Consider the following 25,432-nt stretch of genomic DNA (forward strand, 5'->3'; position numbering starts at 1 on the left):
AGGCTCCCCCTGGGGCTACCCCTGACCGGGGTGCGCCGGCTCGGGGCACCCCGGTCAGGCGCACCCCCCGGACCGGGGGCGTGGGTGGTTTCGGTGAGCACCCGGGTCCGGAGCAACCCGGACCCGGGGCATGGATGGACTCGCTGAGTGGGTGGTTTCCGCGCGGTCATTGCGGTGGGGCAGCCCGGTCGGGCGCGACCCGGGCCGAGGCCGTCACGGGCCCGGACCCGGATCCTGACGGTCCGGTCCGGGCCCCCTGACCGTCAGCGCCAGCGGCTGACCTCGACGTTCTCCAGGATGCCCAGGGCGTCCGGCACCAGGACGGCCGCCGAGTAGTACGCCGTCACCAGGTACGAGATGATCGCCTGCTCGTCGATGCCCATGAACCGGACCGAGAGGCTCGGCTCGATCTCGTCCGGGATGCCGGTCTGCTGCAGTCCGATGACCCCCTGCTCGGCCTCGCCCGTTCGCATGCAGATGATCGACGTGGTGCGGGCGTCGGTGACCGGGATCTTGTTGGACGGGAAGATGGGCACTCCGCGCCAGGCGGGCACATGATGTCCGCCGATCTCCACACTCTCCGGCACCAGTCCACGCTTGCTGCACTCACGGCCGAAGGCGGCGATGGCCCGTGGGTGCGCGAGGAAGAGCTTCGATCCGCGGCGGCGCGAGAGCAGTTCGTCCATGTCGTCGGGGCTGGGCACCCCGTCGTGCGGCTGGAGGCGCTGCCCGTAGTCGCAGTTGTTGAGCAGCCCGAACTCGCGGTTGTTGATCAGCTCGTGCTCCTGGCGCTCGCGGAGCGCCTCGACCGTGAGCCGCAACTGCTGCTCGGTCTGGTTCATCGGCTGGTTGTAGAGGTCGGCGACCCGGCTGTGGACCTTCAGCACGGTCTGGGCCACGCTCAACTCGTACTCACGAGGGGCAGATTCGTAGTCCACGAACGTGTGCGGGACGACGGCCTCGCCGACATGGCCCGCGGAGAGGTCGATCTCCGCCTCGCCGTACTTGTTCGTGCGCTGGTGGGGGATGTTGAGCAGCCCGGTGAGATGCGCGCGGAGCGAGTCCGCCCGCTCGGCGAGGTTGAGCACGTCCGCGCGCCTGAGCGTGAGCACCGTGCACGCCGTGACGGCACGTGCGGTGTACTCCCAGACGGCGTCGCCCTCGACCAGCGAGTGGTCGCCGAAGTACGCCCCGTCGGCGTGCACCCCGAGCACGGTCTCGTCGCCGTACGGACCGGTGCCGACCTTCTCGACCTTGCCGTGCGCCAGCAGGAAGACCCGGTCCGCCGATTCCCCGGACGCGGCGATCACCTGTCCCGCGGCGATCTCGCGCTGTTCGCACCGGCGGGCCAGCTCGGCGAGCACCTCCTCGTCGGCGAAGTCCCGCAGGGCGGGCAGCTCGCCGAGTTCCGCGGGGATCACCGTGACCCGGTCACCGGTCTGCACGAAGGTCACCCGGCCGTCTCCGACCGAGTAGCTCAGCCGGCGGTTCACCCGGTATGTGCCGCCCTGCACCTGCACCCAGGGGAGCATGCGCAGCAGCCACCGCGAGGTGATCTCCTGCATCTGCGGAGCGGACTTGGTGGTCGTCGCGAGGTTCCGCGCGGCCGCCGTGCCCAGACTCTGCTGCGGCGGTACCTGCGCGTCCTGAACCTCTTCACCAACGGACATCTGACGTCCTCTCGATCATCGGCTGACCTGCGTGAAAAGCCTTTCAGCATGGGGACTCGGCGCGCCATTACACAAAAGAGTGTGACTAATCGGGCTTTGGGCCGGGCACAACGCTCCGCGATGTCTCCGGACTCGGATAACTTGCATCCTGGATGCAAGTTATCTAACGTGACGGTCATGCGGCTGACGAAATTCACCGACGTGGCGCTGCGCGTACTGATGCGCCTCGCCGTCGTGGAGAACGAGGATCCGCCGACCACCCGGGAGGTGGCGGCGACCATGCAGGTGCCGTACACCCACACCGCGAAGGTGGTCGCCCGGCTCCAGCACCTCGGCCTGATCGAGGCGCGACGCGGCCGCGGCGGCGGGCTCACCCTCACCGGAGCCGGCCGGTCCGCATCGATCGGCGGACTCGTCCGCGAGCTCGAAGGGCCCGGCGATGTCGTCGAGTGCGAGGGCAGCACCCCCTGCCCGCTGCGCTCGGCCTGCCGGCTGCGCGGCGCCCTGCGCCTGGCGGAGGAGGCCTTCTACGCCTCGCTCGACCCGATCACCGTCGCCGAAATCGTCACCTCCCCCACCGGCCCCCTGCTGATCGGCATCAGCAGCAGCCGTCCCGCCGACTGAATCCCCCGCCCGGCACAGCCCGGTCTCACCTCTGCCCAAAAATAAGAATCCAAAATACCAATTCAACACCCCGAGGAGTCCGCCCGATGCTCTCCGAGTCGTCGACCGCCACCGTCCGTGCCACCCTCCCCGCCGTCGGCGCAGCCATCGGGGACATCGCCGATCTCTTCTACCGGAAACTCTTCGACGCCCACCCCGAGCTGCTGCGCGACCTCTTCAACCGCGGCAACCAGGCCTCCGGCGCCCAGCGCCAGGCCCTCGCCGGGTCCATCGCCGCGTTCGCGACCCAGCTGGTCGAGCACCCGGACACCCGTCCCGACGTGATGCTCAGCCGCATCGCCCACAAGCACGCCTCGCTCGGCGTGACCGCCGCACAGTACGAGGTGGTGCACACCCATCTCTTCGCCGCCATCGTCGAGGTGCTCGGTGACGCGGTCACGCCGGAGGTCGCGGCCGCCTGGGACGAGGTCTACTGGCTGATGGCCAACGCCCTGATCGCCATCGAGGACCGGCTCTACGCCCAGCAGGGCCTCGTCGCCGGCGACGTCTGGCGCGAGTGGGAGGTGGTCGCGAGGATCGAGGAGAACGACGACGTCGCCACCCTCCAGCTGCGCCCGGCCGACGACGCGCCCGCCCCCGCCTTCCGGCCCGGCCAGTACGTCTCCGTGCAGGTGGAACTGCCCGACGGGGCCCGGCAGATACGGCAGTACAGCCTTTCCGGCGGCCCCGGTTCCCAGCTGCACTCGATCACCGTCAAGCGGGTGCACGGCGGCGGTTCGCCCGACGGCGAGGTCTCGACGCACCTGCATGCCACCACCCGGGCCGGTGACCGGCTGCGCGTCTCCGCCCCGTACGGCGATCTGGTCATCGACGCCGTCGACGCCCCGCTGCTGCTCGCCTCCGCGGGCATCGGCTGCACCCCGATGCTGTCGATGCTGGAGCACCTCGCGGCGACCGGCCACCGGGCCCCCGTCACCGTCGTGCACGGCGACCGCTCCCCGGCCGACCACGCCCTGCGCAACGACCACGCACAGCTCACCGCCAAGCTCCCGGACGCCGCGGCACACTTCTGGTACGAGAACCCGGAGCCCGGCCACCCGGCCGACCGCACCGGTCTGGTCGACCTGGGCAGCATCCCGGTCCTGCCCGGCACGCACGCGTACCTCTGCGGTCCGCTGCCCTTCATGCGGGCCGTGCGCACCCAGCTGCTGGCCAAGGGTGTCCCGGCGGCCGACATCCACTACGAGGTGTTCGGCCCCGACCTGTGGCTCGCCGAGGGCTGAGCCGCTTTGGGTGCTCGCGGAATTGACCGGACCGGCTCGCACACCGGCCGAACAGAGGGCCCGGGAATGGCCCGGAGCCCGGCGCTCCGGTACAAGCGCTGCAAGGACTCGCTCCCCACGCGCCCAAGGAGTCGGCCATGTCCTCACCCATGTCCGCGAGCACCTTCCTCGAAGCCCTGGCGAACGAAGGGCTCACCGTCGCCCGGATCCGCGACCGGCTGAAGTGGCCCGCACGCCCCCGCCCGAGGTCACCGGGGTGCCGGGCGACAATGGGCGCATGCCCTGTGACCCGCCCGCCCTCTCCCGGCTGCAGCCGGTGCTCCCCTCGCCCCTGCAACCGGCCGAGGACGAGCGCTTCGCCCGGCACGGCGTGCGGTTGCTGCTCAAGCGCGACGATCTGATCCACCCCGATCTGCCGGGCAACAAGTGGCGCAAACTCTCCCCCAACCTGGCGGCCGCCGCCGGGCGCACCGTGCTGACCTTCGGCGGTGCGTACTCCAACCATCTGCGCGCCACCGCCGCCGCCGGCCGGCTGCTCGGCTTCCCGACCGTCGGCGTCGTGCGCGGCGACGAGCTGGCCGGCCGCCCGCTCAACCCGTCGCTGGCACAGTGCGCGGCCGACGGCATGCGTCTGCGCTTCGTGGACCGTGCGACGTACCGCGCGAAGGCCGATCCAGCGGTCCTGGCGGGGCTGCTGAGCGACTGCGGTGACTGCGTCGTCGTCCCGGAGGGCGGCAGCAACGCCCTGGCCGCACAGGGCTGCACAGCGCTGGGGCGGGAGCTGCACGGCCGGGCCGACGTGGTCGCGGTGGCATGCGGCACCGGTGGCACCCTCGCCGGTCTCGCCGCGGGCCTCGCACCCGGTCAGCGGGCACTCGGCATCCCGGTGCTGCGCGGCGGCTTCCTGGGGGACGCGGTACGGGAACTGCAGCGGGAGGCGTTCGGCGGCCCGGCCGGGGCATGGTCGCTGGACGAGCGCTTCGCCTTCGGCGGCTACGCCCGTACGACGCCGGAGCTGCACGCCTTCGCCAACGACTTCGAGGACCGGCACGGGCTGCCCGTCGAACGGCTCTATGTCGCCAAATTGCTCTATGGACTGACGACACTCGCCCAGGAGGGCGCCTTCGTTCCGGGCACCACGGTCGCCGCTGTCGTCACGGGTCAGCCCTGGGGAGCGTCGGACTCCTCCCGGTAGGCCGCCGCCTCCTCCAGGTCCAGCCGCCGCAGCAGGTTCCGCAGCATCTCGTCGTCGATCCGGCGCTCGTCCCGCAGCCGGACGAAGACGGTGCGCTCGGCCTCGATCATTTCGCCGGCCAGCCTCCGGTAGGTGTCGTCCGCCGACTCCCCGGTCAGCGGATTGGAGGCGCCGAGCCTCTCCCACACGGCGTTGCGGCGGCGCTCCAGGACGGTGCGGAGCCGGTCGGTGAGCGGTCCTGGCAGGCAGTTGCGCGGGTCCTGGAGAAGTTCCTCCAGACGCGCCTCGGCGGCCGCGGACGCCTCGCTCTGGGCCTGTGCCTCGGCGAGGGTCTCAGCCTGCGCGTCGCGCCCGGGGAGCTTCAGGACGCGCACCAGGAGCGGCAGGGTGAGCCCCTGGATGACCAGCGTGCCGATGACGGTCGTGAAGGTCAGGAACAGCACCAGGTTGCGGGCCGGGAAGGGGGCCCCTGCGGTCGTCACCACCGGAATGGAGAAGGCGATGGCGAGCGAGACGACGCCGCGCATCCCGGCCCAGCCGACGATCAGGGGCGCGGTCCAGTTGGTCCCGGGCTCGCGCTCCCTGATCCGTCTCGACAGCCACCGCGGCAGATACGTGGCCGGGTACACCCAGATGAAACGGACCGCGACGACGGCGAGGAACACGGCCACCGCATACCAGAGGGCCTCCGCGACGGCATAGGTACCGAGCCCCTTCAGCACGAAGGGCAGCTGCAGTCCGATCAGCGCGAAGACCGCCGACTCCAGGATGAACGCGACCATCTTCCACACGGCCGCCTCCTGGAGCCGGGTCGCGAAGTCGACCTGCCAGGAGCGGTGCCCGACGTAGAGCGCCACGACGACCACGGCGAGCACTCCGGAGGCATGCACCCGTTCCGCCGCCGCGTACGCCACGAAGGGGATCAGCAGCGACAGGGTGTTCTGCAGCAGGGGTTCCCTGAGGTGGGTACGGAGCCAGTGCAGCGGCACCATCAGCACCAGGCCGACCCCGACACCGCCGACCGCCGCGAGGAGGAACTCGCCGATCCCGGCGCCCCAGCTGACGCCCTCGCCGACGGCGGCGGCCAGCACGACCTTGTAGGCCGTGATCGCCGTCGCGTCGTTCACCAGGGACTCGCCCTGCAGAATCGTCGTGACCCGGGCGGGCAGCCCGACCCGACGGGCGATGGCGGCGGCCGTGACGGCGTCCGGCGGCGCGATGACGGCGCCCAGCACCAGCGCGGCGGTCAGCGGCAGGTCGGGCACGAGCCGGTACGCCAGCCAGCCGACCGCGAAGGTCGCGAAGAGGACGTAGCCGACGGAGAGCAGGGCGATCGGCCTGATATTGGCCCGCAGATCGAGATATGAGCTGTCGACCGCAGCCGTGTAGAGCAGCGGCGGCAGCAGCAGCGGCAGCACGATGTGCGCGTCCAGGGTGTACGTCGGCACGCCGGGCAGGTAGGAGGCGAGCAGCCCCGCGGTCACCAGCAGCAGCGGGGCCGGTACCGGGGTGCGCCTCGCCGCGCCCGCGATCGCGGCACTGGCCGCGACCAGTGCCACCAGCGGCAATGCATCCATCTCACGGTCCTCACATCCGTCGTAACCTGACAATCATGAGTGAGTGCCTGCATGTTCCCGAACTGCCCCGCCCCGAGCCTGTCCCGCTCAGCGAGACATGTCTCGAATGTCTTGCCGCGGGCACCCATCCCGTGCAACTGCGGCTCTGCCTGATCTGCGGCCATGTCGGCTGCTGCGACTCGTCGCCCCTGCAGCACGCGACGGGACACTTCAAGGAGACTGGCCATCCGGTCATGCGGAGCTTCGAGGCGGGAGAGAGCTGGCGCTGGTGCTTCGAGGACGGTTCGATCGTCTGACGCCTGGGTACGTCAAACCGGCGCCGGTTCTTAGTAATTGACCGCCGCAGACCTCTAGCCACTGTGTGTACTCATGGGTTTACCATGAGTGACAGTTATGGGATGGGGTCCCGGCGACACGGCATCATGGATCGCGATAGCGTCGCCGGACCAAGAACCGAAGACGTACCGCATGGCTCCGGGGCACCCTCCCGGAACCTCGAATGAGTTTGTGCCACCTTGGAGGTGAGGGTGTCCCAGATCGCAGGCGAGCCCGGGAATCAGGACTTCGTGGAAGTCCGGCTGCCCGCTGCGGGTGCCTACCTGTCGGTGCTGCGTACGGCCACGGCCGGTCTCGCAGCGCGCTTGGACTTCACTCTCGACGAGATCGAGGATCTTCGCATCGCGGTCGACGAGGCCTGCGCGATCCTGCTTCAGCAGGCCGTGCCGGGCTCCGTCCTCAGCTGCGTGTTCCGGCTCGTCGACGATTCCCTTGAGGTGACGGTGGCCGCCCCGACGACGGACGGCCGGGCCCCGGAGCGCGACACCTTCGCCTGGACGGTGCTCTCCGCGCTGGCCGGCAAGGTCGACTCCACGGTCGCCGATGACCGTACGGTCAGCATCAGCCTGTACAAACAGCGCGGCGCGGGACCCGGGCCGGCGTGAGCAACGGGAACGGGGACGGTCCGGTGCGGGACGAGACGATCCGACCAGGGGTGGTGCGCGCAGCAGGCATCCCGGAGCAGCAGGCCCTGCCCCATCCGGTGGACGGGGCGGACGGGCCGGTGGTCCGTACGGTCGCGGTGGAGCAGTCGCAGGCGGAGCGGGCAGGCCAGATGAGCGAGCACGGGCACCACGATCCACATGACCGCAGCGGGGCGCGGGCACTCTTCTACGAGCTGCGGGAACTCCCCGACGGCTCGCTGGAGAAGGCCGAGCTGCGCAATCGGCTGGTGCGGATGCATCTGCCGCTCGTGGAGCATCTGGCCCGCCGGTTCCGCAACCGCGGCGAGCCGCTCGACGATCTGACCCAGGTCGCCACCATCGGCCTGATCAAGTCGGTGGACCGGTTCGACCCGGACCGGGGCGTCGAGTTCTCGACGTACGCCACGCCGACCGTCGTCGGCGAGATCAAGCGCCACTTCCGCGACAAGGGCTGGGCGGTCCGGGTGCCGCGCCGGCTGCAGGAGCTGCGCCTCTCGCTCACCACGGCCACCGCCGAGCTCTCCCAGCAGCACGGCCGGTCGCCCACGGTGCACGAGCTGGCGGAGCGGCTGGGCATCTCCGAGGAAGAGGTCCTGGAGGGCCTGGAATCGGCCAATGCGTACAGCACGCTGTCGCTCGACGTGCCGGACACGGACGACGAGTCCCCGGCGGTGGCGGACACGCTGGGCTCGGAGGACGAGGCGCTGGAGGGCGTCGAGTACCGGGAGTCACTGAAGCCGCTGCTGGAGGACCTGCCGCCCCGGGAGAAGCGCATCCTGCTGCTCCGGTTCTTCGGCAACATGACCCAGTCGCAGATCGCGCAGGAGGTCGGCATCTCGCAGATGCATGTCTCGCGTCTGCTGGCGCGCACGCTGGCGCAGCTGCGCGAACGGCTGCTCGTCGAGGAGTAGCCGGACGGGCTGCGGGCGCTGTGGTTCAGCGGCCGTACGGTGCGCTTCCGCGCCCGGCTAGGGACGTGCTGCGCCGCGAGGTCACGCCTCCGGCGTCGCGCCCGGTCCCCGGATGCCGAGCGCTTCCCGGGTCGTCGGCCTGGCCAGCTGGAAAAGCGCCGTCAACGAAACCGCGGCGAGGACGATCCCGGCCGGGATCAGCGCGCCCTGCGACCGCAGCAGCGTCCAGGCCACCGGCAGCGCGATGATCTGTGTGATGAGCGCCGGGCCGCGGCTCCAGCTGCGCCGCCGCATCAGTCCGCGGGACGCGATCAGCGGGATAAGGCCCAGGGCGATCAGAGTGAGCCCGCCCATCTCCGCCTGTTGCGGGCTATCGGGCCGACCGAGCAGCCCCATGACCAGCATGTAGATCCCGCCGAGGGCGAGTGCCGCCCCTTCGAGGGCATTGAGCCCGGCCACGAGAGTGATCCTGGCCGGCTTCGTCGGCTCGGCCATGGGCGACGAGGACGGCGTGTTCTGCTGAGTACTCACCCTTGCAGGTTGACATCCCGGCCCGGTGAAAGCGAAGCCGGGGTGCCGCACCCGAGCCCCCCGCAGCCGGGCCGTCACCGAACGTGAAGGGCAGGGGGCAGGTCTTCGGACCGGTACCGCACGGTAGGTAGTCTGGCGGTCATGCGCGCACTCCTCGTGGTCAATCCAGCTGCTACCACCACCAGTGCGCGTACCCGTGACGTGCTCATCCACGCGCTCGCCAGCGAGATGAAGCTGGAGGCGGTGACCACGGAGTACCGGGGGCATGCCCGGGACCTGGGACGGCGGGCCGCAGACTCGGACGACATCGATCTCGTCGTCGCCCTCGGCGGTGACGGCACGGTCAACGAGGTCGTGAACGGTCTGTTGCACCGCGGTCCCGACATCGACAGCCTGCCGAGCCTGGCCGTGGTCCCCGGTGGCTCCACCAATGTCTTCGCGCGCGCCCTCGGCCTGCCGAACGACGCGGTGGAGGCGACCGGCGCCATCCTGGACGCGCTCGCCAACCGGACCGAACGCACGGTCGGCCTGGGATTTGCGGCCGGCACGCCGGGCACCGAGGACGAGTCGGTCCCCGAACGCTGGTTCACGTTCTGTGCCGGTCTCGGATTCGACGCGGGCGTGGTCGGCCGTGTCGAACAGCAGCGCGAACGCGGGAAGCGGTCCACGCATGCGCTGTACGTGCGTCAGGTGGTCCGGCAGTTCCTGGAGGAGCCGCACCGGCGGCACGGGGTGATCACACTGGACGCCCCCGGCCAGGACCCGGTCACCGATCTCGCGCTCTGCATAATTTCGAACACCGCCCCCTGGACCTACCTGGGGAATCGCCCGATGTACGCGTCCCCGAAGGCGTCGTTCGACACCGCCCTGGACGTCCTGGGGCTGAAGCGTCTCTCCACTCCGGCGGTCGCCCGGTACGGCACCCAGCTGCTCACCTCGAGCCCCGAGAAGGGCCCGCACGGCAAGCACGCGGTTTCACTCCATGACCTCACGGACTTCACCTTGCATTCAAAGGCCCCACTGCCCTTCCAGATGGACGGTGACCACCTGGGCCTGCGTACGAGTGTGACGTTCACAGGCGTACGCCGTGCACTGCGTGTGATTGTGTGAGTGGAAGGGCCCAAAGTCCTTTAACTCGAACGTTTGGACTGGCTTCCACCCCATGGAAGTACGGCTGTGACCTAGCCGACACCGAGGAATCAAAAAAAAGTTTCCAGAAGGGGTTGTATCCGCCGCCGAGGTTTGCGAATCTCTACATGGCGATCGGGACGGCCCGCAACAACGGCCTCCACTGAAAGCCAGAACCCCTCCTCACTTGCACAGGACCACAACCAGTTCGTCTGGGCGTCGGCCCATCACCTGTGGGGGGATTCGTGAAAGCGTTCACATTCACAAGCAACGTGTATGTAATACCAAGGAGAGGTAGCAGCCATGGACTGGCGTCACAACGCCGTTTGTCGTGAGGAAGACCCCGAGCTGTTCTTCCCCATCGGCAACACCGGTCCTGCGCTGCTGCAGATCGAGGAAGCCAAGGCCGTCTGCCGTCGCTGCCCCGTCATGGAGCAGTGCCTGCAGTGGGCGCTCGAGTCCGGCCAGGACTCCGGCGTCTGGGGTGGCCTCAGCGAGGACGAGCGCCGCGCAATGAAGCGCCGTGCCGCTCGCAACCGGGCGCGTAACGCCAGCGCCTGATTCGACGCCACCGCTACGAGCCTCAGTCAGGCGGCGCGTACAGAGCGTACGCACGAACCCGCCCCCCGAGTCGCAGCGCGCAGCACCCCAAAAGCGCATGCATGAAGCAGTGGGCCCGGACCGTGATCAACGGTCCGGGCTCACTGCTTTGCACATTCCCGTTCGTGCCGCCGCAGGGGCGCGCCCCGGCGGCGGCCGTCACTTCTCCGCGCGGACCGGAATGTCGAGGACCACGTGGGTGCCGCGCTCGGGGGCGGGGACCATGCCGAACGATCCGCTCAACTCGCCCTCCACCAGCGTCCGTACGATCTGCAGCCCCAGATTGCCGGCCTGCTGCGGGTCGAACCCCTCGGGCAGCCCGCACCCGTCGTCCTGGACGGTGATCAGCAATCGCGCCTCGGCCGACGAACCGCCGCGCACCGCCGAGACCTCGACCGTGCCGGTCTGGCCGACGGTGAACGCGTGTTCCAGGGCGTTCTGCAGCACCTCGGTGAGCACCATGGCGAGCGGAGTGGCCACTTCCGCATCGAGGATGCCGAAGCGCCCCGTACGCCGGCAGGTGACCCGGCCCGGGGAAATCTCGGCGACCATCGCGATGACGCGGTCGGCGATCTCGTCGAACTCGACCCGCTCGTCCAGATTCTGGGACAGCGTCTCATGGACGATGGCGATCGAACCGACGCGCCGTACCGCCTCGTTGAGGGCTTCGCGGCCCTGCGCGGAGTCCATCCGGCGGGCCTGCAGGCGCAACAGGGCAGCCACCGTCTGGAGGTTGTTCTTCACCCGGTGGTGGATCTCCCGGATGGTGGCGTCCTTCGTGATCAACTCGCGCTCGCGGCGACGCAGTTCGGTGACGTCACGGAGGAGGACCAGGGAGCCGATCCGGACCCCCTTGGGCTTGAGCGGGATCGCCCGGAGCTGGATCACGCCGCCCGCGCATTCGACCTCGAACTCGCGGGGCGCGTAACCGCTCGCCAGTTTGACCAGGGCCTCGTCCACCGGGCCGCGGGAGGGGGCGAGTTCGGCGGTGATCCGGCCGAGGTGGTGCCCGACGAGGTCGGAGGCGAGACCGAGGCGGTGGTACGCGGAGAGACCGTTGGGGCTGGCGTACTGGACGACACCGTCGGCATCGAGCCTGATCAGACCGTCACCGACGCGCGGCGAGGCATCCATGTCGACCTGTTGGCCCTGGAACGGGAAGGACCCCGCGGCGATCATCTGGGCCAGGTCGGCGGCCGACTGCAGATAGGTGAGCTCCAGCCGGGACGGGGTACGGACGGTCAAAAGGTTCGTGTTGCGGGCGATGACGCCCAGAACCCGGCCCTCACGACGTACGGGGATCGACTCGACCCGTACCGGCACCTCCTCGCGCCACTCCGGGTCGCCCTCGCGTACGATCCGGCCCTCGTCGAGCGCCGCGTCCAGCAGCGGGCGGCGGCCGCGCGGCACCAGATGGCCGACCATGTCGTCCTGGTACGAGGTGGGTCCCGTGTTGGGCCGCATCTGGGCGACGGACACATAGCGGGTCCCGTCGCGGGTGGGCACCCACAGGACGAGGTCGGCGAAGGACAGGTCGGAGAGCAGCTGCCACTCCGAGACCAGCAGATGCAGCCACTCGAGGTCGGTGTCGCCGAGGGCTGTGTGCTGGCGGACGAGGTCGTTCATGGAGGGCACGTGTGCGAGCGTACCTGTGGATACGTGCTGGTTCCGAACCGAACGACCTGCCCGTACGTGCAAGGGGAGAGGGGCCGGAAATTGGCGTGCTCCGATGGATGGACAGACGAGAATGGTCTAGTCCACAATGCTCAAGACAGAGCTTCCGCTCTCCCCGCACAGGAGAGTGGATCGAGGTACCCGCGCTCTCTGCCCTGACTGCGCCGGCACCTCCCCCGGCCGGGGGCACCGCACACCGCCGGCCGAGCAACTCCGGGCTGCGGTGCCGGACGGGCTGAGGGTCCCGTCCTGGCGCCGCGGCCCGCGGGTGTTTCTGCGGACCTCCCGCCGGAAACCTGCACAGTCAGCGGGTCTCGGTGACCTTGGCCAGGGCGCGGGGCGCGTCCGGGCCCTGGCCGCGGGCGATCGTCACCTCGTACGTCGGCATCTGCAGCGGCAGGATCTCCCGGATCGGCTGGACCTCCTCGGCGACCCCGGCCGTCGGCAGTACGAATCCCGCGGACGCCGCCTCCACCTGGGCCTTGGGGCCGACCCCGGACAGCGCACGAAGGGAACCCGGAGATCGCCCGCGGGTTGCCAGGCTCTGCTAGATTGGCCTTAGATTGGTCTATACCACGTTCACCACTCTTCAGATCGGCAGGCCCCGCGTGGAAGTTGTCATCGTCCCGGACGGCAAGGCAGGCGGCGAACTCATCGCGGGAGCCATCGGTGCCCTGCTGAGCCGCAAGCCCGACGCCCTTCTCGGCGTTGCCACCGGCTCGACCCCGCTGCCCATCTACCAGGCGCTGGCGGCCAAGGTGCGCTCCGGCGAGGTGGACGCCTCGCGCGCGCGCATCTGCCAGCTCGACGAGTACGTTGGACTGCGGGCCGGCCACCCCGAGTCGTACCGTTCGGTGGTGCTGCGCGAGGTCGTCGAGCCGCTCGGACTGTCCGAGGAGTCCTTCATGGGCCCGGACGGCTCCGCCGAGGACGTCCAGGCCGCCTGCGAGGCGTACGACCAGGCGCTCGCCGCGGCGGGCGGAGTGGACCTGCAGCTGCTCGGGATCGGCACGGACGGGCACATCGGCTTCAACGAGCCGTGCTCCTCGCTGGCGTCCCGTACCCGGATCAAGACACTGACCGAGCAGACCCGCGTCGACAACGCGCGCTTCTTCGGCAACGACATCAGCCAGGTGCCGCACCACGTCATCACGCAGGGCATCGGCACGATCCTGGAGTCCCGCCACCCGATCCTGCTGGCGACGGGCGAGGGCAAGGCCGAGGCGGTGGCGCTGACGGTCGAGGGGCCGGTGGCGTCGTTCGTACCGGCGTCGGCCCTGCAGCTGCATCCGCACGCGACGGTGGTCGTGGACGAGGCCGCGGCGTCGAAGCTGAAGCTGGCGGACTACTTCCGGGCCACGTATGCGGCGAAGCCGCGGTGGCAGGGGATCTGACGGCCTGCCCCACGACAGGGAGTGGGGGAGGCCGTCAGGGCCCGAAAGGGCCGGGGCACCGTGTGGGGTGTCCCGGCCCTTTCGTGTGCCGGATGCACGACCGGCTTGCGTGTCGTCCTCGAACGCCGGACCGGGGTCGGAACCCCCGACAGCGCGTGGACCGTTCCCGTGTCAGGCTCCGGACGGGCCGGATGATCCCGTGATGGCCTCTGCTGCTGCCTGGCCGCAGACTCGGGCTGCGCCGTGGGTGGCTACGTACAGCGCGCCTCTCGGGGACTCCTGGGGAACGCCCATTTCGACGACCACCGTGTCGGGGCGCTCGGCGATCAGGGTGTCCACAGCGTCCGTCATCCACGGGTGACGGTGGGCGTCGCGGACGACCGCGACGATGCGCCGGTCCCCCGCGGCGTCCAGGACCGCTGTCACGGGGGCCTCGGCCTCGCTGTTGTAGATGTCGGTGCCGGTGCCCGGCAGGATCCGGGCCAGTTCGGCCGCGATGCCCCACGGGGTCTCGTCGCCGACCGCAATGTTCGCGACCGGGGTGAACGCGGCGACGTACGCCGGCTCGATCAGCGGTTCGGCCGTGCCGGTCACCTGCACCGCACGACGGGCGGCCACCAGGCCGATGCCGGAAGCGATACCGGTGCGGGGCGCGGTCCCCTCCTGCGTCGCCGCGCCCGGCTCCGGGAGAGCCCCCCGCGCCCGCTGCGTCCAGGACGCGAGGGCACGTACCCGTGCCGCAGCGTCGGCCAGCCGCTCCTCGGGCAGTTCGCCGGTCCGTACCGCCGCGACCAGCGCGTCGCGCAGCCGCAGCACGGTGCCCTCGTCGTCCAGCCCGCCGCCGACACAGATCGCGTCGGCGCCCGCGGCGATCGCGAGGACGGAACCGCGCTCGATCCCGTACGTCGATGAGATGGCCTGCATCTCCATGCCGTCGGTGACGATCAGCCCGTCGTAACCCAGTTCCTCGCGCAGCAGACCGGTGAGGATCTGCGGGCTCAGCGTCGCCGGGCGGCCGGGGTCGAGCGCGGGAAGCAGAATGTGCGCGCTCATCACCGATTTGGAACCCGCTGCGATCGCCGCCCGGAAAGGCACCAGCTCACGGGCGTGCAGGGTGTCGAGGTCCACATCGATGCGGGGCAGCGCGTGGTGCGAGTCGACCGCGGTGTCGCCGTGCCCCGGGAAGTGCTTGGTGCAGGCGGCAACCCCGGCGGCCTGGAGTCCCTCGACGTACGCGGCGGTGTGCCGGGCGACCAGGTGCGGGTCGGCTCCGAAGGACCGTACGCCGATGACCGGGTTGCCCGGGTTCGAGTTGACGTCGGCGGACGGCGCCCAGTTGAGGTTGACGCCGCACTCGGCGAGCCGGCGGCCGAGCTCCTGGGCGACCGCACGGGTCAGCCCCAGGTCGTCGACGGCGCCGAGTGCGAGGTTGCCGGGGAAGGACGAGCCATGACGCACCTCGAGCCGGGTGACGTCACCGCCCTCCTCGTCGATCGCGACGAGTACGTCGTCCCGCTCGGCCCGGAGTTGGGCGGTGAGCGCGGAGAGCTGCTCCGGCGTCTCGATGTTGCGGCCGAACAGACCGACGGAGGAGAGTCCTTCGCCGACTCGGCGCAGCAGCCAGTCCGGCGCGGTGGTGCCGGCGAACCCCGGCTGCAGGACGGCGAGGGCGTCGCGCGTGACGGTGTCCGTGGTGGAGGTGAGTGTGGTCATGACGCGGCGTCATCCCTTCACGGCGCCGTCGGTAAGACCGCTGACGGCCTTGCGCTGCAAGTAGATGAAGAGGATCAGGATCGGGATCGCGAAGAGCGAGGAGGCAGCCATGGTCGCCCCCCAGTCGTCACCGAACGCGGTCTGGAACTGCGAGAGCCAGAGCGGCAGGGTCTGGGACTCGATGTCCTTGTTGAGGATGAGGACGAGCGGGAACTCGTTCCAGGCGGTGATGAAACCGAAGAGCGAGGTCGCCATCAGACCGGGGCCGAGCAGCGGCAGGATCACCTTCCTGAACGCCTGCGGGCGGGTGCAGCCGTCGACTTCGTCCGAGCCACAGGCAGTGGCACCGGCCAAGAGAGCCACCCCACCAATGGCCGCGATGAGTCCGCGCTTCACGACACCCTCCTCAGGGATGCAAGAGAATTCCCCCCCACCACCCGAGATCGCCGTCCGTCGCACAATTGCATACGACGGGTACTGCCCGTGGGGCTGGGACCTGGTCTTTAATGGTTTAGACCAGTACTCGGAGCTTGGCCTAGACCTTTAGGGGTGTCAAGGGTGTATAAGAAGTGCACTCGCGTCCGTTACAGGACCGACACCTGAGGGAGGGCGACGAGCCGTGACCGGACCGTGCCACCATGTGAGCCGCAACAGACGGAGGAGCAGGTGACGGCAGCAACGCAGCAGTCGGGAAGGCGGGCCATGAGTGCCGACGGGGGCAGTACGGAGAACGAGACGGGCGCGGGCACGCGCACCGCGCGGGTCCCGAAGTATTACCGGCTGAAGCGCCACCTCCTCGACATGACGGACACCATGCCGCCCGGCACCCCGGTGCCACCGGAGCGGACCCTGGCCGCCGAGTTCGACACCTCGCGCACCACCGTGCGCCAGGCGCTCCAGGAGCTGGTCGTCGAGGGCCGGCTGGAGCGCATCCAGGGCAAGGGCACATTCGTGGCCAAGCCGAAGGTCTCGCAGGCCCTGCAGCTCACCTCTTACACCGAGGACATGCGCGCCCAGGGCCTGGAACCGACATCACAACTGCTGGACATCGGCTATGTCACGGCCGACGACACCCTCGCCGGGCTGCTGGACATCACAACCGGCGGCCGGGTACTGCGGATCGAGCGGCTCCGCCTGGCCAGCGGTGAACCGATGGCCATCGAGACCACACACCTTTCGGCCAAACGCTTTCCCGCGTTGCGTCGTTCGCTGGTGAAGTACACCTCGCTCTACACGGCGCTGGCCGAGGTGTACGACGTACGGCTCGCCGAGGCCGAGGAGACGATCGAGACCTCGCTCGCCACCCCGCGCGAAGCCGGTCTGCTCGGTACGGACGTGGGCCTGCCGATGCTCATGCTGTCCCGTCACTCCCTGGACGGACACGGCGAACCGGTTGAATGGGTGCGGTCGGTGTACCGCGGCGACCGTTACAAGTTCGTGGCGCGTCTGAAGCGGCCGACCGACTGAGACCGCGGACCGGCTCCTGACCGGACCACTGTCCGGACCCGGACAGAGCATCAGGAGTCGGTCCCCCGGGCAGAATCCCTCCAGCGGCTCCGTCACACTTTTGCCGGACAGGGGGTGACGGTGGCCGGGATACTCCCCTAGATTGCCTGCGCATTACAACAGGTGATCAGCGAGGGGACGGAGTCGCCACATGCCCGAAGAAGCAGACGCGAAACCACCGGCAGTCACACCGGTGAGAGTGCTCATCGCCCTCTGTCTCGCCGCCCCGTTCGTGGCGATGCTCTGGGTGGGTTCGTACGCGAAGGTGGACCCCACCTTCATCGGCATCCCGTTCTTCTACTGGTACCAGATGGTCTGGGTGCTGATCTCCACGGCGCTCACGATGGTCGCGTACAAGCTCTGGCAGCGTGACCAGCGCGCCCGCAAGGGGGGTGCGTCGGCATGAAGGACGGCGTGAACGGCGTCGCGCTCGGCGTCTTCATCTTCTTCTTCCTGGCCGTCACGGTCATCGGCTTCATGGCCGCGCGCTGGCGCAAGGCCGAGAACGAGGCCAGTCTCGACGAATGGGGCCTGGGCGGCAGGTCGTTCGGCACCTGGGTCACCTGGTTCCTCCTCGGCGGCGACCTGTACACCGCGTACACCTTCGTCGCCGTACCCGCCGCGATCTACGCAGCGGGAGCGGCCGGCTTCTTCGCAGTCCCGTACACCATCCTCGTGTACCCGCTGATCTTCACCTTCCTGCCGCGCCTGTGGTCGGTCTCGCACAAGCACGGGTACGTCACCACCTCGGACTTCGTCCGCGGCCGCTTCGGATCGAAGGGGCTGTCGCTGGCGGTCGCCGTCACCGGCATCCTCGCCACGATGCCGTACATCGCGCTCCAGCTCGTCGGCATCCAGGCGGTGCTGGACGTGATGGGCGTCGGCGGCGGCGAGAACACCAGCTGGTTCGTCAAGGACCTGCCGTTGCTGATCGCGTTCGCGGTGCTCGCCGCGTACACGTACTCCTCCGGGCTGCGCGCCCCCGCGCTGATCGCGTTCGTCAAGGACGGGCTGATCTACCTGGTCATCGCGGTGGCGATCATTTACATCCCGATCAAGCTGGGCGGCTTCGACGACATCTTCGCCAAGGCGGGCGACGCGTTCTCGCAGACCAACCCCGCAACCGGCAAACCGCGCGGCGCCCTCGCGCCGGCCGATCCCGGCCAATGGGGTTACGCGACCCTGGCCCTGGGGTCGGCGCTCGCCCTCTTCATGTACCCGCACTCGATCACGGCGACGCTCTCCAGCCGCAGCCGTGAGGTGATCCGGCGGAACACCACGATCCTGCCGCTGTACTCGCTGATGCTGGGCCTGCTGGCCTTGCTCGGCTTCATGGCGATCGCCGCCGGAGTCAAGGTGGAGAACGGACAGTTGGCGATCCCGCAGCTGTTCGAGAACATGTTCCCCGACTGGTTCGCCGGCGTGGCGTTCGCGGCGATCGGCATCGGCGCGCTGGTGCCCGCCGCGATCATGTCGATCGCCGCGGCCAACCTCTTCACCCGGAACATCTACAAGGACTTCCTGAAGCCCGACGCGACCCCGGCCCAGGAGACGAAGGTCTCCAAGCTGGTGTCGCTGCTGGTGAAGGTCGGTGCGCTCGTCTTCGTCCTCACCATGGACAAGACGGTCGCGATCAACTTCCAGCTGCTCGGCGGGATCTGGATCCTGCAGACGTTCCCGGCGCTGGTCGGCGGCCTGTTCACCCGGTGGTTCCACCGCTGGGCGCTGCTCGCGGGCTGGGCGGTCGGCATGGTGTACGGCACGCTCGCCGCGTACGGGGTGGCGAGCCCGACCCAGGCGCACTTCGGCGGCTCCTCGAAGGAGATCCCGGGGATCGGCGAGATCGGCTACATCGGTCTGACGGCGTTCGTGCTGAACGCCGTGGTGACGGTGGTGCTGACGTTCGTCCTGAACGCGGTGAAGGCCCCGGTGGGCATCGACGAGACCTCCCCGGCGGACTACACGGCGGACGCGGGCGACCCGGGTGTCCGGGTGGAACTCCCGTCGGCCAGGCCCGAGTCGAGCCCGTCACCAGACGCGAGCCCGTCCGCCGGCTAGGGCCCTTCGTCTGGATCAGGCCCGATCCGGAAGACAGGCCCTGGTTCCCTCGCCGGACGGGCTGCACCCAGCCGACCATGCTCGGCGCCCACCGGATCCACCATCGACTCGGCTTCGTACGCACGCCGGAACGCGACTCGGATCCCATCGCGGGCCTCGCGCTGCTCACGTACAGCCTGAGCTTCTGAACCGTTGTGACACAACATGTGGGGGCCGCCTCATCGGGCGGCCCCCACATGTATGCTCGTGCTCGCTGTCGCCGCAGGGAAATCCGGTGCGAATCCGGAACTGTCCCGCAACGGTGTGTTCGGTGCCCCTTTGTGCACCCTGAAAGTCCGAGGACCTGCCGACAGCGCGTCCGGCTCGACCGATCCGGACGCCCAGACGTCCGGGCCTCGCGGATGGGCCGGTGGACGCCGCACGCAGTGCTGCCCTCCTTCCTCGGGCATGCCTCCGCGCGGCCGCCCCGCTCCCCCGCCGGCCCCGAGCCGAGCGAGGGAGAGCACCACGTGACCATCGCGCCAGCCGATCCGGCTTCAGTCGCCGAGTCCGCGGGAACCACGAACGACGGACCCGGGACCGCACTGCTGCGGACCCTGACCGACCTCACTGCCGATCTGCCCGACACCGACCCCGGCCGCGTCGCCGCCGCCGCGCTGCGCGGCCGCAACGCCGCGTCGGACGAGGCGGAGTTGCGCGCGCTGGCCACCGAGGCCGCCGCGGGTCTGATCGCCGAGGACCCCGCGTACTCCCGGCTCGCCGCCCGCCTCCTGACCCGCGCCATCGCGGACGAGGCGGCCGGTCAGGGCGCGCTGTCGTTCTCCGCCTCGGTCGCCGTCGGCCACCGCGAGGGTCTGATCGCGGACCGTACGGCCGCGTTCGTGGCGCTCCACGCGGCCCGGCTCGACGCGCTGGTCGAGCAGTCCCTCGCCGACGGCGCCGACGACCGGTTCGGCTACTTCGGGCTGCGGACACTGCACAGCCGCTATCTGCTGCGCCACCCGCTCACCCGCCAGGTCATCGAGACGCCGCAGCACTTCATGCTGCGCGTCGCCGCCGGTCTCGCCGAGGACGAGTCGGCGCGCGCACTGGACGAGGTCGCCGCGCTGTACGGTCTGATGAGCCGCCTCGACTACCTCCCCTCCTCCCCCACACTCTTCAACTCCGGCACCCGTCACCCGCAGATGTCCTCCTGCTATCTGCTGGACTCGCCGCTGGACGAGCTCGACTCCATCTACGACCGCTACCACCAGGTGGCGCGGCTGTCCAAGCACGCGGGCGGCATCGGCCTCTCGTACTCCCGGATCCGCGCCCGCGGTTCGCTGATCCGCGGCACCAACGGGCACTCAAACGGCATCGTGCCGTTCCTGAAGACGCTCGACGCCTCGGTCGCCGCAGTGAACCAGGGCGGCCGCCGCAAGGGCGCCGCCGCCGTCTACCTGGAGACGTGGCACGCGGACATCGAGGAATTCCTGGAGCTGCGCGACAACACGGGCGAGGACCAGCGGCGTACGCACAACCTCAACCTGGCGCACTGGATCCCGGACGAGTTCATGCGCCGGGTCGACGCGGACGGCGACTGGTCGCTGTTCTCCCCCGCCGACGTGCCGGAACTGGTCGACCTGTGGGGCGACGAGTTCGACGCCGCGTACCGGGCAGCCGAGGCCAAGGGCCTGGCCCGCAAGTCGATGCCCGCGCGTGAGCTGTACGGCCGGATGATGCGGACGCTCGCGCAGACCGGTCAGGGCTGGATGACGTTCAAGGACGCCTCCAACCGGACGGCCAACCAGACCGCCGAGCCGGGTCGCGTCGTCCACTCGTCGAACCTGTGCACCGAGATCCTCGAAGTCACCGACGACGGCGAGACCGCCGTCTGCAACCTCGGTTCGGTCAACCTCGGTTCGTTCGTGGCCGACGGCGACATCGACTGGGAGCGGCTGGACTCCACAGTCCGTACCGCCGTGACGTTCCTCGACCGGGTCGTCGACATCAACTTCTACCCGACCGAGCAGGCCGGCCGCTCCAACGCCCGCTGGCGTCCGGTGGGGCTGGGCGCGATGGGGCTCCAGGACGTCTTCTTCCGGCTGCGGCTGCCGTTCGACTCCCCCGAGGCCCGCGCGCTCTCCACGAAGATCTCCGAGCGGATCATGCTCGCCGCGTACGAGGCGTCCTGCGACCTCGCCGAGCGGTCCGGTCCGCTGCCCGCCTGGTCCGAGACGCGCGCCGCCCGCGGCGTGCTGCACCCCGACCACTACGACACCGAGCTGAGCTGGCCGGAGCGCTGGGACGCGCTGCGTGCCCGGATCGCGAAGACCGGCATGCGCAACTCACTGCTGCTCGCCATCGCTCCGACCGCCACGATCGCCTCGATCGCCGGGGTGTACGAGTGCATCGAGCCGCAGGTCTCCAACCTCTTCAAGCGCGAAACGCTCAGCGGTGAGTTCCTCCAGGTCAACGCCTATCTGGTGAACGAGCTGAAGCAACTGGGCGTGTGGGACGCGCGGACCCGCGAGGCACTGCGCGAGGCGAGCGGCTCGGTGCAGGGCTTCGCCTGGATCCCGGAGGACGTACGGGCGCTGTACCGCACGGCATGGGAGATCCCGCAGCGCGGTCTGATCGACATGGCGGCGGCGCGTACGCCGTTCCTGGACCAGAGCCAGTCGCTGAACCTGTTCCTGGAGACGCCGACGATCGGCAAGCTCTCCTCGATGTACGCGTACGCCTGGAAGCAGGGGCTGAAGACGACGTACTACCTGCGCTCGCGCCCGGCCACCCGGATCGCCCGCGCGGCGTCCGGCCGGGCCGCGGCCGACGCTTCCCTTCCCGTGCAGCAGGCTTCGGCTCCCGACGCGGACGCGATCGCCTGTTCCCTCGAAAACCCCGAGTCCTGCGAGGCCTGTCAGTAATGAGCTCGACCGACAAGAATCTGCTCGACCCGGGCTTCGAACTGACCCTGCGGCCCATGCGCTACCCGGACTTCTACGAGCGCTACCGTGACGCGATCAAGAACACCTGGACGGTCGAGGAGGTCGACCTCCACTCCGACGTCGCCGATCTCGCCAAGCTGACACCCGCCGAGCAGCACATGATCGGCAGGCTCGTCGCGTTCTTCGCGACCGGTGACTCGATCGTCTCCAACAACCTCGTGCTGACGCTGTACAAGCACATCAACTCCCCGGAAGCGCGGCTGTACCTGTCGCGTCAGCTCTTCGAGGAGGCCGTGCACGTCCAGTTCTATCTGACGTTGCTGGACACGTATCTGCCGAACCCGGAGGACCGTGCGGCGGCGTTCGACGCGGTCGAGGAGATCCCCTCGATCCGCGAGAAGGCGCAGTTCTGCTTCAAGTGGATGGATTCGGTCGAGAAGATCGAACGGCTGGAGACGAAGGCCGACCGCCGCCGCTTCCTGCTGAACCTGATCTGCTTTGCGGCGTGCATCGAGGGGCTGTTCTTCTACGGCGCGTTCGCGTACGTGTACTGGTTCCGCTCGCGCGGTCTGCTGCACGGTCTCGCCACGGGGACGAACTGGGTCTTCCGGGACGAAACTTGCCACATGAGCTTCGCCTTCGAGGTGGTCGACACGGTCCGCAAGGAGGAGCCCGACCTCTTCGACGAGGAGCTGGAGAAGGACATCTCCGCGATGCTCGAGGAAGCGGTCGCAGCTGAGCTCCAGTTCGGCCGCGACCTCTGCGGTGACGGCCTGCCTGGAATGAATACCGACTCCATGCGGCAGTACTTGGAGTGCGTGGCCGACGATCGCCTCCGTCGGCTCGGTCTCGCTCCGGTCTATGGATCGTCGAACCCCTTCTCGTTCATGGAGTTGCAGGGTGTCCAGGAGTTGACGAACTTCTTTGAGCGCCGTCCATCGGCGTACCAGGTGGCCGTCGAGGGCAAGGTCGACTTCGACGAGGACTTCTGATCGCACCATCTGGTGGGCTGTCCTTCGCAATGTCTCGGAGGACAGCCCGCCGGGATCAGTCGTCGCCCCGGAGTACCACTTCGATGAACGCGGGATCGAAGGGTGCGTTCCGGGGGCGCCCCTTGGGCAGAGGATGGACCACTATCTCCTTGACGACTGCGGAGACAGCACCCCTCCTCCGTCTCGTATCGAACAACATCCAACGTTCACGGCTGAATCCTGCAAGGAGATTCTCCTCTGCCAGCCGCGCAAGAAATTGCTCGCGCTCTCGCTCCATGTCATGGATGAGACTGCGGATCAGGCCCCATCACCTCGGCGGGCACCGCCGCCGGGATCGACGCCTGCCTGCATCTGGTCCGTCAGGCACACGGCCCCGATGTCGCCGACGCCATCGCCCGCCGCATGGTGGTGCCGCCGCACCGCGACGGCGGCCAGGCGCAGTACATCAAGCGCCCGCTGCCGCGTACCGCGTGCGACACGGTCGGCGGGAGGCTCGCCTGGATGGAGCGCCATCTCGACCAGGAGATGACCGTCGAACATCTCGCCGCCCAGGCGCACATGTCCCCGCGCACCTTCGCCCGCCGCTTCCACCGGGAGACGGGCACCACCCCGTACCGCTGGCTGCTGCGGCAACGCGTCCTGCTCGCCCAGCATCTGCTGGAGACATCCGACGAAACGATGGACACGATCGCCGGGCAGACCGGGTTCGGAAACGCGGCCGCGCTGCGCCATCGCGTACCGCCGCGCCTTCCGCGGCCCGACCGCTATGACCGAAGTGGCCTGATCCATAACAGCGCAAACGGGCCCGGCCCCACTCGGGGAGACCGGGCCCGCCGAAGGTTCTACTCGTTCGGCACGATCTCGTAGCGCGGCGTGTTCTCCGCCATCTGCCGCAGCGCGTCCTTGCGGTCCCGCTTCGAGAGCCGGTCGATGTACAGGTAGCCGTACAGATGGTCCGTCTCGTGCTGGAGGCAGCGCGCGAAGTAGCCGTTGCCGCGGATCTTGACCGGGTTGCCCTTGGCGTCCTGGCCGCGCACCACCGCGTAGTCCGGGCGGGCCAGCGAGGCGTACGCGGTCGGGACGGAGAGACAGCCCTCGTTGGAGTCGTCGAGGATGCGCTCCTCCGGCGGCAGCTCTTCGAGCACCGGGTTGCAGACGGCGCCCACATGCCGCACGCCGTCGTCGTCCTGGCAGTCGTAGACGAAGACCTTGAGGTCCACGCCGATCTGGTTGGCGGCCAGGCCCACGCCCTCCGCCGTCCGCTGGCTGGCGAACATGTCGTCGATCAGCCGGCCCAGCTCGTCACCGAACTCGGTGACGTCCTTGCACTCCTTGTGCAGCACCGGGTTGCCCACGACCGTGATCGGACGGGAGGTCCCGCGCTCGCGGTACGCCGCCTCGCGCGCCTCACAGTCCTCGGTGTCGACGACAAAGCCTTCGTCGTCGACGCTGATCTGCTCGTCCGTCTCCTGCTGCGCCATGTCCGCCGTACGCCTTCCTCAAAACCCGAATCGATGCCCGTACAGCGTAACGGCCTGCCCCACGGCAGGGAGCGGGCTCCCCGAGCGCGGGGGAGGCCCCTGCGGCCGGGCCGCGGACGCACGGCTCAGCAGACTTCTTCGAGATCCCGCCACTCACGGCTGTCCGGGCTGTCCGCCACCCAGCCGTCCAGCAGTCCCCGCACCAGCCCGGCCGGTGCCGCTATCCCGCACTCGCGCTCCGGCACCCACAGGTCTCCGGCGGTGCGGTGGCCGAGCGGACCCGGATGGCCGGGCTCGCTGCGGTCGTGCGGGTCGAGATGCTCGCCGTCACCCTCGTCGCTCTCCATCCGGCTCTCGGAACAGGCCCGGCAGAGCAGCCGTACGGATGACGACCAGTCCTCGGCGGCGAACCCGGCATCGGACGCCAGCTGCTCCAGAGCGTCCCGGTCCGCCTCCGTGGCAGCTTCGAGGAGCACCACCCAGGTGGGTACGGGGGACGGCGCCCAGAGCTCGATCTCGTCGAACACGGGGTACGAGGGGCCGGCCGCGGTGACCCGCTCGCCGTGCGGCACCCCGTCGTGCAGGACGACCTCGCCCCAGCGCCGACCGGAGGAGGGCAGCGGGATCGACAGCACTTCCATCCGGGCCGGATCCAGCCTGCGGCCCCAGACGACCTCGGCCTCGCCCTCGGGCGACAGCCGCACGGCCGCGCTGCCCAGCTCCATACCGACCGGCTCGCTGTTGGCCGCCGCGGTGTGCTGGCCGGCGCCGGGCACCTTCAGGCCGTACGCCTGCCAGGCGCGGCGGGCCAGCGGCCAGTCCTGCAGGGCGGTGGCGGCGATCCCGACGTTCCACCAGTCGGGGGCTCCGAACTCCTTGTCGAGGAGCGCGACGGCGCGCAGCCCCGCCGCTCTCGCCTGTTCCCAGTCATGCCGGAACTTGTGCAGCAGCGCCAGGTTGAACCATGACTCGGAGAGCCAGGGTTCCAGGTCCGCCGCCCGTGTCAGCAGTGCGCCCGCGTCCTCGTACCGGCCGTCGCCGATCAGCGTGAACGCGCGGTCCGTGGCCTGCCGCCAAGAGGCGGAGGGCCGATGCCGTACCTTCCCGAAGATCCTCACGATTCCCGCCTGTCCCGACTGGACACCCTCGTTCTTGCGCTCTCCTTCGCATCCAACCATGCCTGGCAGG

The 25,432-nt window shown here is 69.5% G+C and carries 22 protein-coding genes, 4 pseudogenes and 1 riboswitch; of the genes and pseudogenes, 16 read left to right on the plus strand and 10 right to left on the minus strand.

Features of this window, described 5'->3' with window-relative positions; translation table 11 throughout:
• Nucleotides 1-263: 263 nt before the first annotated feature.
• The gene (locus tag OH809_RS14675) at nt 264-1,670 is read right to left on the minus strand and encodes a family 2B encapsulin nanocompartment shell protein (protein ID WP_406421967.1); all 1,407 of its coding nucleotides are present in this window, start codon (nt 1,668-1,670) and stop codon (nt 264-266) included.
• A 177-nt stretch (nt 1,671-1,847) separates the two neighbouring features.
• Between OH809_RS14675 and OH809_RS14680 the strand changes: the two genes are divergently transcribed.
• The 3 genes from OH809_RS14680 to OH809_RS14690 all read left to right on the plus strand — a co-directional run bounded on the left by OH809_RS14680 (nt 1,848) and on the right by OH809_RS14690 (nt 4,772).
• Nucleotides 1,848-2,294: an RrF2 family transcriptional regulator gene (locus OH809_RS14680; protein ID WP_406421966.1), complete on the plus strand. Its 447-nt coding sequence runs from the start codon at nt 1,848-1,850 to the stop codon at nt 2,292-2,294.
• 86 nt (nt 2,295-2,380) lie between these two features.
• Nucleotides 2,381-3,577, plus strand: a complete 1,197-nt coding sequence (locus OH809_RS14685) for a globin domain-containing protein (protein ID WP_406421965.1) — start codon at nt 2,381-2,383, stop codon at nt 3,575-3,577.
• 277 nt (nt 3,578-3,854) lie between these two features.
• Nucleotides 3,855-4,772 carry a 1-aminocyclopropane-1-carboxylate deaminase/D-cysteine desulfhydrase gene (locus tag OH809_RS14690; protein ID WP_406515203.1) on the plus strand — a complete coding sequence of 306 codons (918 nt, stop codon included), beginning with the start codon at nt 3,855-3,857 and terminating at the stop codon, nt 4,770-4,772.
• Here the strand turns inward: OH809_RS14690 and OH809_RS14695 are convergent.
• Entirely contained in the window at nt 4,739-6,349 is a 1,611-nt protein-coding gene (locus tag OH809_RS14695) for a Na+/H+ antiporter (RefSeq protein ID WP_406421963.1), read from the minus strand. The genes OH809_RS14690 and OH809_RS14695 overlap by 34 nt on opposite strands.
• A 35-nt stretch (nt 6,350-6,384) precedes the next feature.
• Between OH809_RS14695 and OH809_RS14700 the strand changes: the two genes are divergently transcribed.
• The 3 genes from OH809_RS14700 (at nt 6,385) to OH809_RS14710 (ending at nt 8,240) form a co-directional block, all read left to right on the plus strand.
• Nucleotides 6,385-6,645, plus strand: coding sequence for a UBP-type zinc finger domain-containing protein (locus OH809_RS14700; RefSeq protein WP_406421962.1), 261 nt, complete (start codon nt 6,385-6,387; stop codon nt 6,643-6,645).
• A 231-nt stretch (nt 6,646-6,876) separates the two neighbouring features.
• A complete protein-coding gene (locus tag OH809_RS14705) occupies nt 6,877-7,290 on the plus strand; it encodes an anti-sigma regulatory factor (RefSeq protein ID WP_030915678.1) in 414 nt (137 codons plus the stop codon).
• A complete protein-coding gene (locus OH809_RS14710) occupies nt 7,287-8,240 on the plus strand; it encodes an RNA polymerase sigma factor SigF (RefSeq protein ID WP_406421961.1) in 954 nt (317 codons plus the stop codon). Before OH809_RS14705 ends, OH809_RS14710 begins: the two co-directional genes overlap by 4 nt.
• 81 nt (nt 8,241-8,321) lie before the next feature.
• Here the strand turns inward: OH809_RS14710 and OH809_RS14715 are convergent, their stop codons facing one another.
• Nucleotides 8,322-8,699 (minus strand): hypothetical protein, encoded by a 378-nt coding sequence (locus tag OH809_RS14715; protein WP_406425186.1) that lies wholly within the window; start codon nt 8,697-8,699, stop codon nt 8,322-8,324.
• Nucleotides 8,700-8,912: 213 nt separating this feature from the next.
• Here OH809_RS14715 and OH809_RS14720 point away from each other — a divergent pair, with 213 nt between their 5' ends.
• Together OH809_RS14720 and OH809_RS14725 are read left to right on the plus strand one after the other, a co-directional pair.
• Nucleotides 8,913-9,881, plus strand: coding sequence for a diacylglycerol/lipid kinase family protein (locus OH809_RS14720; protein ID WP_406421960.1), 969 nt, complete (start codon nt 8,913-8,915; stop codon nt 9,879-9,881).
• Between the two features lie 321 nt (nt 9,882-10,202).
• Nucleotides 10,203-10,460 (plus strand): WhiB family transcriptional regulator, encoded by a 258-nt coding sequence (locus OH809_RS14725; protein ID WP_003953983.1) that lies wholly within the window; start codon nt 10,203-10,205, stop codon nt 10,458-10,460.
• A 198-nt stretch (nt 10,461-10,658) separates the two neighbouring features.
• Here the strand turns inward: OH809_RS14725 and OH809_RS14730 are convergent, their stop codons facing one another.
• Complete coding sequence (locus OH809_RS14730; RefSeq protein ID WP_406425184.1) at nt 10,659-12,125, minus strand: sensor histidine kinase; 1,467 nt, start codon at nt 12,123-12,125, stop codon at nt 10,659-10,661.
• 352 nt (nt 12,126-12,477) lie between these two features.
• A pseudogene (locus OH809_RS14735) lies at nt 12,478-12,666 on the minus strand (glucosamine-6-phosphate deaminase); the annotation flags it as partial.
• A 115-nt stretch (nt 12,667-12,781) separates the two neighbouring features.
• On the opposite strand from OH809_RS14735, the gene nagB reads away from it, so the two are divergent.
• Nucleotides 12,782-13,567: a glucosamine-6-phosphate deaminase gene (gene nagB, locus OH809_RS14740; protein ID WP_406421959.1), complete on the plus strand. Its 786-nt coding sequence runs from the start codon at nt 12,782-12,784 to the stop codon at nt 13,565-13,567.
• Between the two features lie 171 nt (nt 13,568-13,738).
• Here nagB and OH809_RS14745 read toward each other — a convergent pair whose 3' ends face one another.
• Both OH809_RS14745 and OH809_RS14750 read right to left on the minus strand, forming a co-directional pair.
• Nucleotides 13,739-15,280, minus strand: coding sequence for a glycoside hydrolase family 3 protein (locus OH809_RS14745; protein ID WP_406421958.1), 1,542 nt, complete (start codon nt 15,278-15,280; stop codon nt 13,739-13,741).
• A 9-nt stretch (nt 15,281-15,289) separates the two neighbouring features.
• Nucleotides 15,290-15,601, minus strand: a pseudogene (locus tag OH809_RS14750) (carbohydrate ABC transporter permease); the annotation flags it as partial.
• A gap of 381 nt (nt 15,602-15,982) precedes the next feature.
• Between OH809_RS14750 and OH809_RS14755 the strand changes: the two are divergent.
• From OH809_RS14755 to OH809_RS14780, 6 genes and pseudogenes are all read left to right on the plus strand, one after another.
• On the plus strand, nt 15,983-16,747 hold the full coding sequence (locus tag OH809_RS14755; RefSeq protein WP_406421957.1) for a GntR family transcriptional regulator: 765 nt from the start codon (nt 15,983-15,985) through the stop codon (nt 16,745-16,747).
• A 190-nt stretch (nt 16,748-16,937) separates the two neighbouring features.
• Entirely contained in the window at nt 16,938-17,192 is a 255-nt protein-coding gene (locus tag OH809_RS14760) for a DUF3311 domain-containing protein (protein WP_406421956.1), read from the plus strand.
• Nucleotides 17,189-18,844, plus strand: a complete 1,656-nt coding sequence (gene mctP / locus OH809_RS14765) for a monocarboxylate uptake permease MctP (protein ID WP_406421955.1) — start codon at nt 17,189-17,191, stop codon at nt 18,842-18,844. Before OH809_RS14760 ends, mctP begins: the two co-directional genes overlap by 4 nt.
• A 65-nt stretch (nt 18,845-18,909) precedes the next feature.
• Nucleotides 18,910-19,032: pseudogene (locus tag OH809_RS14770) on the plus strand (GNAT family N-acetyltransferase); the annotation flags it as partial.
• Nucleotides 19,033-19,071: 39 nt separating this feature from the next.
• Nucleotides 19,072-19,210, plus strand: a riboswitch (cobalamin riboswitch).
• A 143-nt stretch (nt 19,211-19,353) separates the two neighbouring features.
• On the plus strand, nt 19,354-21,750 hold the full coding sequence (locus tag OH809_RS14775; protein WP_406515204.1) for a ribonucleoside-diphosphate reductase subunit alpha: 2,397 nt from the start codon (nt 19,354-19,356) through the stop codon (nt 21,748-21,750).
• Nucleotides 21,750-22,763, plus strand: coding sequence for a ribonucleotide-diphosphate reductase subunit beta (locus OH809_RS14780; RefSeq protein ID WP_406421953.1), 1,014 nt, complete (start codon nt 21,750-21,752; stop codon nt 22,761-22,763). Before OH809_RS14775 ends, OH809_RS14780 begins: the two co-directional genes overlap by 1 nt.
• 55 nt (nt 22,764-22,818) lie before the next feature.
• Here OH809_RS14780 and OH809_RS14785 read toward each other — a convergent pair whose 3' ends face one another.
• Nucleotides 22,819-23,040 (minus strand): hypothetical protein, encoded by a 222-nt coding sequence (locus OH809_RS14785; RefSeq protein ID WP_406421952.1) that lies wholly within the window; start codon nt 23,038-23,040, stop codon nt 22,819-22,821.
• A gap of 23 nt (nt 23,041-23,063) precedes the next feature.
• Here OH809_RS14785 and OH809_RS14790 point away from each other — a divergent pair.
• Nucleotides 23,064-23,547: pseudogene (locus OH809_RS14790) on the plus strand (helix-turn-helix domain-containing protein); the annotation flags it as partial.
• A 58-nt stretch (nt 23,548-23,605) separates the two neighbouring features.
• On the opposite strand, the gene def reads toward OH809_RS14790, so the two are convergent.
• Nucleotides 23,606-24,244 (minus strand): peptide deformylase, encoded by a 639-nt coding sequence (gene def / locus OH809_RS14795; RefSeq protein WP_406421951.1) that lies wholly within the window; start codon nt 24,242-24,244, stop codon nt 23,606-23,608.
• A 125-nt stretch (nt 24,245-24,369) separates the two neighbouring features.
• Nucleotides 24,370-25,362 (minus strand): tetratricopeptide repeat protein, encoded by a 993-nt coding sequence (locus OH809_RS14800; protein WP_406421950.1) that lies wholly within the window; start codon nt 25,360-25,362, stop codon nt 24,370-24,372.
• Nucleotides 25,363-25,432: the final 70 nt, after the last annotated feature.

The organism is Streptomyces sp. NBC_00873 (assembly GCF_045207415.1).
Classification (GTDB): domain Bacteria; phylum Actinomycetota; class Actinomycetes; order Streptomycetales; family Streptomycetaceae; genus Streptomyces.